Annotated in this window: 13 protein-coding genes and 1 pseudogene; 5 read left to right on the plus strand and 9 right to left on the minus strand. The window is 68.8% G+C overall.

Annotated elements, in window-relative coordinates; genetic code table 11:
- Positions 1–44: 44 nt before the first annotated feature.
- A complete protein-coding gene (locus ACZ5CR_RS01595) occupies positions 45–1,085 on the plus strand; it encodes a LacI family DNA-binding transcriptional regulator (RefSeq protein ID WP_468852470.1) in 1,041 nt (346 codons plus the stop codon).
- A 67-nt stretch (positions 1,086–1,152) separates the two neighbouring features.
- Here ACZ5CR_RS01595 and ACZ5CR_RS01600 read toward each other — a convergent pair.
- Positions 1,153–2,736: pseudogene (locus tag ACZ5CR_RS01600) on the minus strand (oleate hydratase); the annotation flags it as partial.
- Positions 2,737–2,930: 194 nt separating this feature from the next.
- On the opposite strand from ACZ5CR_RS01600, the gene ACZ5CR_RS01605 reads away from it, so the two are divergent.
- Positions 2,931–3,116 carry an antitoxin gene (locus ACZ5CR_RS01605; RefSeq protein WP_468852472.1) on the plus strand — a complete coding sequence of 62 codons (186 nt, stop codon included), beginning with the start codon at positions 2,931–2,933 and terminating at the stop codon, positions 3,114–3,116.
- 206 nt (positions 3,117–3,322) lie between these two features.
- Here the strand turns inward: ACZ5CR_RS01605 and ACZ5CR_RS01610 are convergent, their stop codons facing one another.
- A complete protein-coding gene (locus ACZ5CR_RS01610) occupies positions 3,323–4,174 on the minus strand; it encodes a helix-turn-helix domain-containing protein (RefSeq protein ID WP_468852473.1) in 852 nt (283 codons plus the stop codon).
- A 92-nt stretch (positions 4,175–4,266) separates the two neighbouring features.
- Here ACZ5CR_RS01610 and ACZ5CR_RS01615 point away from each other — a divergent pair, with 92 nt between their 5' ends.
- The 3 genes from ACZ5CR_RS01615 to ACZ5CR_RS01625 all read left to right on the plus strand — a co-directional run bounded on the left by ACZ5CR_RS01615 (position 4,267) and on the right by ACZ5CR_RS01625 (position 6,137).
- Complete coding sequence (locus tag ACZ5CR_RS01615) at positions 4,267–5,043, plus strand: alpha/beta fold hydrolase (protein ID WP_468852474.1); 777 nt, start codon at positions 4,267–4,269, stop codon at positions 5,041–5,043.
- Positions 5,044–5,160: 117 nt separating this feature from the next.
- Positions 5,161–5,535, plus strand: coding sequence for a PadR family transcriptional regulator (locus tag ACZ5CR_RS01620; RefSeq protein WP_383264966.1), 375 nt, complete (start codon positions 5,161–5,163; stop codon positions 5,533–5,535).
- Positions 5,532–6,137 (plus strand): HAAS signaling domain-containing protein, encoded by a 606-nt coding sequence (locus ACZ5CR_RS01625; RefSeq protein ID WP_468852477.1) that lies wholly within the window; start codon positions 5,532–5,534, stop codon positions 6,135–6,137. The genes ACZ5CR_RS01620 and ACZ5CR_RS01625 overlap by 4 nt, the downstream gene beginning before the upstream one ends.
- 10 nt (positions 6,138–6,147) lie before the next feature.
- Here ACZ5CR_RS01625 and ACZ5CR_RS01630 read toward each other — a convergent pair whose 3' ends face one another.
- The 7 genes from ACZ5CR_RS01630 to ACZ5CR_RS01660 form a co-directional block, all read right to left on the minus strand.
- Entirely contained in the window at positions 6,148–6,669 is a 522-nt protein-coding gene (locus tag ACZ5CR_RS01630; protein WP_468852975.1) for a cupin domain-containing protein, read from the minus strand.
- A gap of 282 nt (positions 6,670–6,951) precedes the next feature.
- The gene (locus tag ACZ5CR_RS01635) at positions 6,952–8,274 is read right to left on the minus strand and encodes an RICIN domain-containing protein (protein ID WP_468852479.1); all 1,323 of its coding nucleotides are present in this window, start codon (positions 8,272–8,274) and stop codon (positions 6,952–6,954) included.
- 299 nt (positions 8,275–8,573) lie between these two features.
- Positions 8,574–9,587: a mechanosensitive ion channel family protein gene (locus ACZ5CR_RS01640; RefSeq protein WP_468852481.1), complete on the minus strand. Its 1,014-nt coding sequence runs from the start codon at positions 9,585–9,587 to the stop codon at positions 8,574–8,576.
- Between the two features lie 198 nt (positions 9,588–9,785).
- Positions 9,786–10,421, minus strand: coding sequence for a bifunctional 4-hydroxy-2-oxoglutarate aldolase/2-dehydro-3-deoxy-phosphogluconate aldolase (locus tag ACZ5CR_RS01645; protein WP_468852482.1), 636 nt, complete (start codon positions 10,419–10,421; stop codon positions 9,786–9,788).
- On the minus strand, positions 10,418–10,681 hold the full coding sequence (locus ACZ5CR_RS01650; protein ID WP_468852485.1) for an HPr family phosphocarrier protein: 264 nt from the start codon (positions 10,679–10,681) through the stop codon (positions 10,418–10,420). The genes ACZ5CR_RS01645 and ACZ5CR_RS01650 overlap by 4 nt, the downstream gene beginning before the upstream one ends.
- The gene (locus ACZ5CR_RS01655; RefSeq protein ID WP_468852488.1) at positions 10,678–11,805 is read right to left on the minus strand and encodes a DgaE family pyridoxal phosphate-dependent ammonia lyase; all 1,128 of its coding nucleotides are present in this window, start codon (positions 11,803–11,805) and stop codon (positions 10,678–10,680) included. Before ACZ5CR_RS01655 ends, ACZ5CR_RS01650 begins: the two co-directional genes overlap by 4 nt.
- 53 nt (positions 11,806–11,858) lie before the next feature.
- Entirely contained in the window at positions 11,859–12,614 is a 756-nt protein-coding gene (locus ACZ5CR_RS01660; RefSeq protein ID WP_468852491.1) for a DUF4310 family protein, read from the minus strand.
- Positions 12,615–12,621 lie beyond the last annotated feature (7 nt).

Here is a 12,621-nt window from a genome sequence, read left to right on the forward strand (position 1 = left end):
AGAGCGCTCTATGACGCCTGGAGGTGGGGCGTTAGGGTTCCCGAATGGACAGACAGATGCCGACGCTGGAGGATGTGGCGCGCGAAGCGGGGGTCTCGCGCGCCACTGTCTCCCGTGTGGTCAACGGCGTGCGCAATGTCGCCCCCGCCATCCAGGACGTGGTCCGAGCGGCCATCGAGCGGACGGGCTACGCGCCCAACCGGGCGGCACGCTCCCTGGTGACCCAGCGTGCGGGCACCATCGCCCTGGTCGTCTCGGGCGCCGGAGACAACTCCGACACGGCACAGAACGCTTTCGCCGCGCGGGTGTTCGCGGACCCGTTCTTCGGCCGCGCCGTCAGCGGGGTGGTGGGATTCCTGCGTCCGCGTGCCATGCATCCGGTGCTGATGTTCGCGGAGACGGAGGAATCGCGCCAACAGGTCCTGACCTACCTGCGCCAGGGCAACGCGGACGGCGCCCTGGTCGTCTCGACGCACGCCCAGGACCCGCTCCCGGCGCTGCTCGCCGAAGCCGAGGTGCCAGCGGTGTTCTTCGCGCGTCCCTCCCTCCTTGCCCGCGTCACGTTCGTCGACTTCGCACACCGGGACGGGGCGCGGCTGGCCGCGGACCACCTGCTGGCCCGCGGCTGCCGACGGGTGGCGACCATCTCGGGCCCGCTGGACATCCCCGCGGGCCGAGAACGCCTCGCCGGTTTCCAGGACGGCATGGAGCGCGGCGGACAGCCCTACACTCCCGTCGCCGAGGGCGGCTTCACCCTGGAGAGCGGAGCGAAGGCGATGCGCCGGCTGCTGGCCGAGCATCCGGACATCGACGGGGTGTTCGCGGCCAACGACCTGATGGCCCAAGGGGTGTGCCAGGTCCTGAGGGAGCAGGGCAAGCAGGCACCCGAGGACGTGGCGGTGGTCGGATTCGACGACTCGAGCGTGGCGGTCACCTGCGTGCCGCCGTTGACGACGGTGCGGCAGCCGGTCGAGGAGATGGGCGCCGAGATGGCGCGACTGTTGCAGGAACAGATGGAGGGCGTACGGACAGAGCCCACCTCGGTGATCTTCGAACCGGAACTCGTGGTGCGCGATTCGGCCTAGCGCACAGCGGCGGCCGTGGTCCGCGGAGACAGTGATCCGAGACGGCAGTGATCCGAGACGGCAGTGATCAGCGCCGGTGCATGGTCTGCAGCGCCTCGACCAGCACCTTCGGGTCGTGCCCGCCCTTGTAGACGGGCGGGGGCTGCTTCTTGAGCCCGAGCAGTTGCGCGACGGCGGTCCACGCGGTGCGCACCGAGTACTCGACCGTGAACACCACATCGTCGGGGACCTCGGCGTACTGCCCGATGAAGGCGAGGTTGGTGGATCCCTCCGGCACGACCTGAGGCCGGTCACCCGCGCTGCGGACCAGGAACTGGCTGGTGATGTACGGCATCAGGGCTGGGAGCACGATCGAGTGGTCGAGGATCTGCGGACCCTCCTCGAAGCGCAGGTGGTGCAGGACCTCGTCGAGGATCTCCCGGCCGGTGCACTGGCGCATCGGCTTGCCGACGAAGTCACCCTCCTGGTCCGGGAACAGGGCGTAGCCCCACCAGACGTAGGTGCCCTCGGGCTGGTCATGGAAGTGCGGCTGGTGGTTGAGGACGATGGTGAGGAGCCACTTGGAGTCCTTGAAGGTGATCAGACCACCCTTGCCGGCCTCGCTGCCGCTGAACTTCTCCATCAGCTCGAAGAAGGTGGGGTCCTTGGTCGTCACCGTGAAGGATTCCCACGTCGAGTCCGGGATGGACGAGTTGAAGACGGCGGGTCTGCCGAGCCCCTCCCGTTTGGCCGCGAGGGTCTCCCACAGCTGCCAGGCGCCATCGGATCCCGAGGTGTCGAGGGCGGGCACCGTGCTGGTCGACCCGAGGGTCGAACCGGCCGTCATCGAGCCGTTGGTGACCATGACGAGGTCGCCGGGGGAGAGCGTGATCTCCTCGCTCCGGTCGCCACGCGTGCAGCTGAGCGCCTCGACCGTGAGGGCGTCACCGTCGGCCAGGGTCACATCGGTGACTCTGGTGCCGAGTTGCACGGTCACTCCCTGATCGGTGAGCCACTTCAGCAGCGGACGCACGATGGAGTCGAACTGGTTGAAGCGGGTCCGGTAGATGCCCGACATGGAGTCGAAGGTCTTGAAGAGGTGGACGAACCGGTTGAGGTAACGGCGGAACTCGATCGCGCTGTGCCACGGCTCGAAGGCGAAGGTGGTACACCACATCCACCAGAAGTCCGTGCGGAAGAACTCCGGGCTGAAGCAGTCGGTGATGCGCTTGCCGTCGAGCAGTTTCTCGGGTGTGCCCACGCACTTGACCAGTTCGATGCGGTCACGCTCCGTGAAGCCCATCGCGTGCGAGTCGACCACCTTGCCCTTGGCGTCGACGAGCCGGGCATGGTCGTCCCAGGCGAAGTCCTCATGGAAGGCGAAGGTGTCCTCGGTGACCGACTTCGACGGGTCGTCGAGGGAGGGGATCGAACCGAGCAGGTCGTAGGTGCAGTCGAAGTGGATCTCGAACATCCGGCCGCCGCGCATCGTGTAGCCGGTCTCGGGCGACCCGGAGGCGTCCAGACTGCCGCCCTCACGGTCCTGCTCCTCCAGCACGACGATGTCGGATCCCATGAACCCGCCCTCGCGGATCAGGAACGCCGCCGCCGACAGGGAAGCGATCCCGCTGCCCACCAGATACGCCTTCGCCATGAACGCCTTCTTCCGAGTTTTCGACCTGGGGTTCTGTACGTCGTATGACCTGCGCCCTCAGCTTCGGCCGACGTCTGGTCAGGTGCAGCAGGGGTCGCCCGAACGGGTTACTCCAGGGACGGGCCTGCCGGGCGGGGCCGGGCCAGCGGATGCGTATCGCGCCTCGCGATGTGAGCCTGGTGGTGGGGGCGACACAGAGAGGCGGTTGGCCCATGTCAGTCATGGACAAGCTCAAGCAGATGCTCAAGGGCCACGAGGACAAGGCCGGGCAGGGAATCGACAAGGCGGGCGACTTCGTCGACGGCAAGACGCAGGGCAAGTACTCCGGCCAGGTCGACACCGCCCAGGACAAGCTGAAGGACCAGTTCGGCGGGGACCAGGACAAGCCCCAGCAGTAGCGCCGGTTCGCGTCCGGGCCGTGTTGTCAGTCCCGGCCGCTAGCCTGGAGTCTTCTATCCGCGCTGTGGCTGCAGCGCTGCCGCCCCGCCCCCGTGATGCAGGGGCGGGGCGCTCGGTTTTCCTGCCGCGTCGCGTTGCGGCAGGTTCAGGTTCAGGCGCCGTCACGGGGCACCTGATCAGCTTCGCGCTTCTCCACGCACCGGCTTCACGACGGCTGTACCCGCGAGAGTTCCTGCCACGCGCCCGGGCGCACACCTGTGGCGTTCTGGAAGAACACCGAGAAATTGGATGCGTCGGGGAAGCCGAGCGTGGCGGCGCAACTGGCCGCGGTGAGCCGGTCATGGGCGAGGAGTCTTTTTGCTTCCAGGATGATGCGGTCGACGATGTACGCCTTCGCGGTGCGGCCGGTGACCTGCTGCACCGCTCTTGAAAGGGTGCGGGGCGCGTATCCCAGAGCCCGGGCGTAGTAGGCGGCGCCGTGCTGTTCCCGGAAGTGCGCTTCGACGCTGGACCGGAACAGCCGGAACGTCGGATTCATCGGCCCCGCTTCGCCGCGCGGTGGCCGCAGCCGGGCGACGAGCGCGGAGAGCAGAATCGCGGGCAGCTCCGTCGCCGGGTCCTCGGGCGGGGCGGATGCTTCGAGGAGGAGATGACTCCGCGCCACGTCGACGAACGGCCAGTCGGCATCGGGAATGCGCCACCGCGCGACGAGGTCCGGGGACGCGACGAGCTCTCGGGTGGCGTGGGTGACCGGCGCGGTCGGCAGGAACAGTACGACGTGCCCTGCCACGTCCGCGATGTCATCCCATCGGTGCACCGCGCCAGGAACGACCCACACCGCGGACCGCTCCTCGAGCGGATGCCGCCGGAAGTCCACGGTGACGGATCCCTGCCCGGCATCGATGACGGCGAGGACATGGAAGTCGGCACGTTGTGTGCCGCCGTCGTTCAGCTCACGAAGGTGGTCGAACGTCATCGTCTCGACAGGGCCGCCACTGCCCCCGACGGGTTGGTAGGTCATCTGCCGGATCACGGTCACGTGTCCAGTTTCCACCATGAGGCGACCAGTCGTGCCGATGTCCCGCAGGAACCTCGGAGATTCAATTGATCTCGGAAGATGCGCCTCAGAACACTGATCGAGGAATTGCGATGAACACGGCACAGAAGTCACTGCTGCCCGCTTACGACCACCGCCCGGGGACCGGACCGACCCTGGTGTTCCTGCACTACTGGGGTGGTTCCGCCCGCACCTGGGATCTGGTCGTCGACCGACTCGCGGGTCGCGACGTGCTCACTGTCGACTTCCGCGGGTGGAGCCGATCGAGCGGCCTGCCGGGGCCCTACACGCTCCGTCGGCTCGCGGACGACACGCTCGCCGTGATCGCCGACGCGGGCGTCACCGACTACGTCCTCGTCGGACACTCCATGGGCGGCAAAGTCGCGCAACTGATCGCGGCGACCCGGCCCACCGGCCTCCGCGGAATCGTCCTCGTCGGTTCCGGTCCGGCGAAGCCCGCCGCAGAGATCACCGCCGAGTACAGGGAAGGACTGTCCCACGCCTACGACTCCGACGCCTCCGTCGCCGGCGCACGGGACAACGTCCTCACCGCGACCGAGCTGCCCGAATCGATCAAGTCGCAGATCGTGACCGACTCACGTTCCAGCGCCGACGCCGCCCGTACGGAGTGGCCGCTGCGCGGCATCGCGGAGGACATCACCGAGCACACCCGCATGATCAGCGTCCCCGCACTCGTCATCGCCGGAGAGAACGACCACGTCGAGCCCGTCGGCGTGCTCCGCGACAACCTGGTGCCCTACCTCTCCGGAGCGGACTTCACGGTGCTCCCGCACACGGGTCACCTGATCCCGCTGGAAGCCCCGGCCGACCTCGTCGACGCGATCGTCGCCTTCGTGCCGGTTTCCTGACCAGGACATCACTGCACGTCGGCTCATGCGGACGGTCACATCACCGGACCGATGGGAAGGAGGGGATTCATGCCCCCTCCTTCCCATCCACTTGCCCCACCAGGTATCTTGCATCGCATGGAACCAGGTGATTCGACCAAGCAGGCCCGGGCAGCCGCCCAGCTGCGCAAGGGCGTCCTGGAGTACTGCGTACTCGCCCTGATGCGAGATCGCCCCCGCTACGGCGTTGAACTCCTCCACGCCCTGGAGGACTCCGGTGCCCTGGCCACCAGCCAGGGCACCGTCTACCCGCTGCTCTCCCGGCTCCGCCGCGACGACCTGGTCACCACCACCTGGCAGGAGTCCGCCACCGGGCCACCCCGTCGCTACTACGCGCTCACCGACAGCGGCCGGGCCGCACTCGACGAGTTCACCCGCGTCTGGCCGGGCTTCCGCAACGCAGTCGACGCCTTCCTGACCACCCCACCCCCCACCACCGGAGACCTCGCATGAAGACCTCAGCCGACCCCATACGCGACTACCTCTCCGCCGTCGAGCGCGAGGCCTCCGCACTCACCCCCGACCGCCGTCAGGAACTCCTCGCCGACCTCGCCGAACACATCGAGGTGACGCGCGCCGAACGCCCCGACGCCGCGATCGGCGAGGTTCTGACGGAGCTGGGAGACCCGCGCACGATCGCGGCGACGGCGCTGGCCGAGGCGGGACACGGGGGCACCGCGGCCTCGCCCGCGGGCGGCGCCGGTGCGCCCGCGCCCGCCCGCCGCGGCAAGGTGCACCCCCTGGTTCCGCTCCTGATGCTCACCCTCCCGTTCCTCGTCGCGGTGTTCCTCCCCGACGTCCCCGCCGCACAGTTCTGCAGCACCTTGTTCCGCGTCATCGGCGCGGTGCTGCTCTGCACCTCGGTGCACTGGACCGCTGTCCAGAAGACCTCCGGCGTTCTGCTCGCCGCCGTCCTGCCGACCGTCGCCATCAGTATCTGGATCTCGTCCAGCGCCGACCTGTCGGGCGACACTCCGGCCCTCCTGGCCAACCTGGCGACGCTCGCCCTGCTGGCCGGCACGGCAGCATGGCTCTGGCGGGTCCGCCGACCCTGAGTGCGGCGGCCTACACCGCCCCCGACTCGAAGTCCTCTTCGAAGTAGCTGTCGTGCCGCACGCGGAACTCCTTGAGTTCCTCGCTGCCGCGCCGGGACATCTCCGCGACCCTTTCGAAGTACTCCTCGCGTGGGGCGCCGGGGGAGAAGAGCATGAGCATCGACATGGGCTCGGCCGTCACGTTCTTGAAGGCGTGCAGGCCGCCGACCGGTACGTACAGGAAATCACCGGCGCGGCCGGTCACCCACTTCTCGCCGGTGAAGAGCTCCAACTCCCCGGAGAGGACGTAGAAGGACTCCGACATGGCCTTGTGGAAATGGGTCTTGGCACCGGCGGACCGCGCTGCCAGGTCCACCTTGTACAGGCCGAACTCGCCGCCGGTCGACTCGTGCGTGGCGAGGTAGTGGGTGGCGCCGCCGCCGGACGACGTGAGGTCCGGCGGGGTGTCGGCGGTGCGGAAGGACGCGGTCACCTCGCCCCTGTCTCCGTGGTAGCGGGGCTCGGGGTACCGCAGGTGCTCCGGGTACGACATCGTGCGCTCCTTGTCGTTGAGGTTCACCTGCATCGTGGCCTTCGCCCACGGGCCCGGCATCGGCCGCAAGCATGACGATGGCCGGTCCTACGTCCGGGACCAGGGACCTAAGCCCTGGCCCGGCGACGTAGCGCCCCCCGGCGAAGGTGCCGTCACCAACGTCGCCAGCCAGGGCAGAACACTCAGCTGACGGGTGTCAGCCTCGGTCAGCCGCGCACACCCTTGGCCGGGTGGAGGAACTCGGGCCAACCGACGGAATTCGCTGACCTGCGGGGGTGGAGGTCAGTCGACGACGGGGTGCAGGTAGAAGGTCTCGTTCGGGGCGGGGAAGGGGCCGAACTGATCGGGCCACTGGACGACCCAGGCGCCGTCACCGGTCTCGTTGCGGTTGATGTTCGCATAGAGGCCGGTGGCGTTGTTGCGCAGCAGGGTGAGGTTGGGGCGGGCGGCGTTGGGGTGTTCCAGGGTGAAGTTCTGGGTGTCGCGGGGGTATCCGCCGCCGCCCGGCTCGCCGTCGCGCTCGTGGCAGTCCCAGACGTTGAGGTAGTCCCCGGCCCGCGAGCTCTGCCCGTTGGAGACGTCCAGGCATTTGTTGCTCGGCTTGCTGACGATCCGGTAGAGCGGCTTGCCGGAAGGGGAGTTGTAGCCGACTGCGGCCAGGTACCACTCCTGATTGGCGGCACCGTTCGCGTGGTACTGGATGACGTGCGAGCCGTTGCCGGTCTGTCCTTCGTAGACGTCCAGCAGCCGGTCACTGTTGTCGGCGTGGATGGTCAGGTCGACAGGCTCAGCAGCGGCCTGGAGGGAGCCGAAGCGGATCGGCCAGTGGTCGCTTCCGTAGTTCGGCAGCACGGTGGCCTGCCAGCGGTCGGTGACGACGTCGGAGACCAGGTAGTCGAGCTCGTTGCCGTTCTGCTGGGTGGCCTGGCCGCTGTTGTAGATCCGGGCGTCCGGGGGCAGCCCCAGACCGGGCAGGGTCTGCGGGTTGTAGTTGAAGTCGCCGAGCGCCGCGTACTCCAGGAACCCCTCGCGGTCGGCGGCGTCGGAGATGCGGCGCAGCAGGGCGCCGGCGTCGTTGGGCCGCCCGCCGTTGGACGCGGCGTGCATGGACGCGAAGAGGATGCCGTCGGCGCGGTTGACGACGCCGAGCGCGGGCCGGTACACACCTTCGATGTTCAGTACGTTGTCGGGCTGCCAGGCGGTGATCATTCCGAGGTTGCGGCTGCCCGTGCGCAGGATGTAGAGGTGCCGCAGCGGGCCGTTGTCACCCTGCACCCACAGGTAGTGCTCGACACCGTTGATCTGGCCCTGGTAGTGAGATCCGGCCGGTGCGCCCAGCGGTACTTCCTGTAGGGCCACGAGGTCGTGCGTGCCGGCGAGGTTGTAGGCGCCTGCCCAGCGGTCCGGGCCGGCCTGCATGTTCCAGGAGGCCACGACGTGGCTGTCGGGGTTGGCCGCCTGCGCCGTCGTGGCCGAGGCGACCAGGGCGGTGGACGCCAACAGCAGTGCTGCCAGCGCGGATACCAGAGAACGTAATCGGGTGTTCGTACGGTGTGCGCGTGCAGCAGGGGGCGCGCCCGTACGGTGCACTCTCGGTAGTCTCATGGAGGGAACAATGTCACCATGCATATGCTCCCGCGAGAGAGGCTTCCGGCCAACTCCCTTGCTCTTTATGCCGTCAGGTGTGTTGACCCGCGCGCGTTGTGGGTGATGGAACCGATACGTCAGCGTTCCAGGCCCTGGGTCCTTGCAGCCTCACGTGAGTGAGGGAACGGTTCTGAGCGCCCTCGATGGCCCCTGCGCGAGCATCACCGGCACCGACCAACACGCAGCGTGAACGGCACTGGAGAGCGCGGCCCGAGGCGACGGACCGCTCCTCCTGAATGCCGGCGTCCGGGCAACGGTCAGTTCGATGCCGCGACCTTGCCGCCTGGGGTGACGGCGAGATCGTTGTCCGTACGCATCCACACGGTGCGCTGCGGGAAGGGGATCTCGATGCCCGCCGCATCCAGCGCTTCCTTGACGCGACGACGCAGCTCGCGAGTGACGGCCCACTGCTTGAGGGGAACGGTCTTGACGGCCACACGGATCACGACGCCGTCCGCGTCCAGGGACTGCACTCCCCAGACCGACGGGTCCTCCAGCAGAACCCCGTCGAACTGCGGGTCCTGACGCATTGCGTGGCCGGTTTCCTCCAAGACGCTGTAGACAGTGTCGAGATGGGACTCGTACGCCACCGATACGTCCAGAACGGCGCGGGCCCACTCCTGGCTGTCGTTGCGGACCCGGAGGATCTCACCATTACGGATGTGCCACAGGCCACCGTTGAGATCACGGATCTGGGTGAGGCGCAGGCCGACTTGCTCCACTTCGCCGATGGCTTCCCCAAGGTCCACGGAATCCCCGACGCCGTACTGGTCTTCGAGCATGATGAGCATGCCGGAGAGGTAGTCCGCGACGAGGTTCTGCGCACCGAAGCCGATGGCAAGGCCCACCACACCGGCGCTTGCCAGCAGCGGGCCGAGGGCGATGCCGATCTGGTCGAGGACCATGGCCATGGCCATGACGCCGATCACTACGGTGACAATGCTGCTGAGCACCGAGCCGATGGTGCGAGCGCGCTGCTCGCGACGTTCGTTGGCCCGGCTGCGGTCGCGCTGCAGCACGGCCGGGCCGCGGCTGGTGCGGCGAGGTTCGCTCTGCTCCTCCGGCGGCTGGAGGATGCGCTGCACGACTCGGGTGATGGCCTTCTTGGCCAGTCCCCGGACGATCATCGTTCCCACGACGATGAGCGCGATGCGCAGCGGGACGCCTATCAGGGTGTCGACGTTGTCCCGTAGCCAGCTCGGGGCTGATATCGCCTGGTCGGCGACGTCGCTGCTGAGGACATACGACGCCGACGCGCCGGTGGGTGACACGGGATTCCGCTCCAGTCAGTCGAAGTGAGCACCTGTCGCAGCGGGGACCGTAGTCACGGATTCCGAATCAGGTCAAAAGGTGTGTAGAGGGTGTGAAAGGAGTGTGCCACCGGAGTGGGTGAGGCGTGCCGACACCTTATGGACCGACGTCCCCCAACCGGCTCAACCGACCACACCCCCCCGCCGTCTCCGTCTCCCTCAGTCGAGCTGTGCCCGCAGCCGTCGTACGTTCGCCTCCACGTCCCCCTTGGTCAGATCGCTGCCGACGCTCACCGTGAAGGCCCCCGCGGCCAGCCACTCGCCCGCGTCGTCGAGCGTGACGCCGCCGGTCGCCATGATGTGGGCGCCCGGCAGGACGGACAGCAGCGACTTCAGATAGGCGATGCCGCCGATGTGTGCGGGAAAGAGCTTGGCGACGCCTCGCTGGGCGGCGACGCGCAGCTCACTGGGAGTGAGTCCGCCCTCCACCAGGAGCCGGTCGGCCGCGTCCGCGACCGGGCGGACCTCCGGCACCTGGAACGGGCTGACGAGGAAGTGGGCCCCTGCTGCCAGGGCCCGCTGCGCGATGTCGGGCGAGGTGACGGTGCCGAGTCCGACGGTCGCCTGCGGAGTTTCCCGGGACCAGGTCTCCACCAGCCTTTCCCAGCCGGGTGTGGTGGCGGTGAACTCGAAGGTGCTGATGCCGTTCGCGAGGAGCGTGTGCGCCAGTTCGTCTGCTGTGTCGGCGTCCGCGGCGCGCACGGTCGGGGTGATGCGGGCCAGGCGCAGCCGGTCGATGGTGCCGATCACGGCCTGGCTCAGGGGGGTCGCCCGGGGCGACGGGGTGGCGCTCATGCGGGGTCCGCGATGCGTGCGAGGGCGTCGAGGGTGGATTCGGCGTCGGCGCCGTGTGCGCGCAGCACGATGGCGTCGCCGCAGCGGATGTTGAGGGTCATGAGCGAGAGCACGCTGCGGGCGGGCACTTCGTGGCCGTCCTCGCGGGCGACGGTGACCTCGGCGCTGCTGCGGGCCGCGGTCTGGGCGAATGCTGCGGCTGGTCGGGCATGGAGCCCGGCTTGCTCGGTGACGATCAGGCGGCGTTCGGCGACGGTCACAGGTCTTCTCCCTCGACTCCCTTGTGGGCCGTGTGCCCATCGAGCAGCGTGGCCAGGTGGTGCACCAGTTGCTCCTCCTCGTCGGGGTTCAGTGGGCGCGGGTCGATGTACAGGCGGCCCGTAGAGGCGTGGTGGTCGCGCAAGTACACTCCGGCCGTGGCCAGTTCGGCGGCCAGGTGTACGGCGTCGCGGCCGGCGGCCGCAGGGTCGACGGTGAGTTCGGTGCGGTGGATGTCCCGGCCCGCCTCGTCGCTGACGACCCGTGTCGTGATGCCGGGCAGCGGGGCCAGGCGCGCGGCCAGCTTCTCCATGCGGTCGCGGTGTCCGCCGGGGGAGTCCGTACCGTAGTCGCGCAGGGCGCGGACGAGACCGAAGAGGGTCTCTTTCCCGACCTTCATCGGGCGGGCGATGCCCGCGTACTGCGCGCGGCAGGCCTCCATGTGGCGGGCGCTGCCGCAGATCATTCCGGAGGTGGGCCCGCCGACGGCCTTGCCGCCGCTGTAGACGACGAGGTCGGCTCCCGTGGCGGGCCAGCGGCGCAGGTCCTCCTCGGCGGCCGCATCGACGATCACCGGGATGCCGTGCTCCCGGCCGACGTCGACGGTCTGGGCGAGGGAGACCATGCCCTTCTGTACGGCGTGGTGCGACTGGACGTACAACAGGGCCGCCGTGCGGGGGCCGATGGCGCCGGAGAGGTGTTCTGCGGTGACCCTGTTCGCCGAGCCGACCTCGACGGGACGGCCGCCGCCGAGCGCGATCAACTGCCTTATGGGGGCGCCGAAGTGGACGGAGTGACCGCGCGGCAGGATCACCTCGCACGGCGCGTCGCCCGGGTCGGGCAGGGCCTCGATGCGGGACAGGTCCGTGCCCGCGACGAGGGCCGCCACGGCGATGGCGACGCCGGACGCGGCGCCGGTGGTGGGACAGCCGTCCTCGGTGCCCGTGGCCCGGGCGATCTCCTGTCCGGTCGCGGCGAGCAGGTCGGCCATGACGACGTGGTGACGGGCGCCCTCGCTCATCGCCGTGATGACGGCTTCGCTGAGCACGCTGCCGCCGAGCGCGGTCATCTTGCCGCTGGCATTGATCGCGGGGGGAACGTCAAGATCCTGGTGGAGAGTGTGCACACTGATCCCCTGAACTGTGTGGGCGGGCGGGGTGGTTCGAAAGGCGCGGGTGGTCACTTGCCGGGTATGGGGAAGAAGAAGCCGGCGGCCATCGCGCCGATGATGGCGCCACCTGTGAGGGGCTTGCGCCATTTGTAGAAGAGCGCGGCGCCGACGGTCGAGCCGAGACCGACGGGCAGGGACGCGGTGGCGGCGGAGATGATGACGAGCGGGCCCAGGTAACGGCCCGCGGAGTTGCCCGCGCCCATCATCACGTCGGCGCCGAACGTGGAGGTGCCGCCTGTGGAGTTCACGGTGGCGCGGCGGATGGCGAGGATGGCGACGCCGATCAGGGCGCCGAGCACGGCGCCGACGGGGATCGCGAGCCAGAAGTGCTCAAGGGGCGCGGTGAACCCGGCGGACAGCATCATCGCGGGGATCCCGATGCCGACGCCGGTCTGGAGCGAGCCTCCGATGTCGAGGATGCCGACCATGGGGCCCTCGATGATCCTGGCGAACAGGAAGCCCGCGCCGAAGGCCGCCGCGGCGCCGTAACTTCCGCCCTCCATACCGGCCTTGAGCATGGATACGACGGCGACTTCGTTGAAGACACCCGTGTGGTAGACGTAATAGAGGTGTGTGCCGGTGAAGATCCCGGCGGCCAGGCAGGCGACGAAGACGGGGAAGGCCCACTCGGAGAGCCAGAAGCTGCCTTCTCCCGGCACCTTGGTGAGGAAGCCGGGCTTCTCCGGCTTCGTGCCGGTCGTGCCGGTCGCGTCGGAGCCGTTCGCGGGTATGTCGCCCGCGGCGGCGGTCGATGTGTCGGTCATGTCGCTG

The sequence above is a fragment of the Streptomyces sp. NPDC031274 genome, from assembly GCF_055570235.1.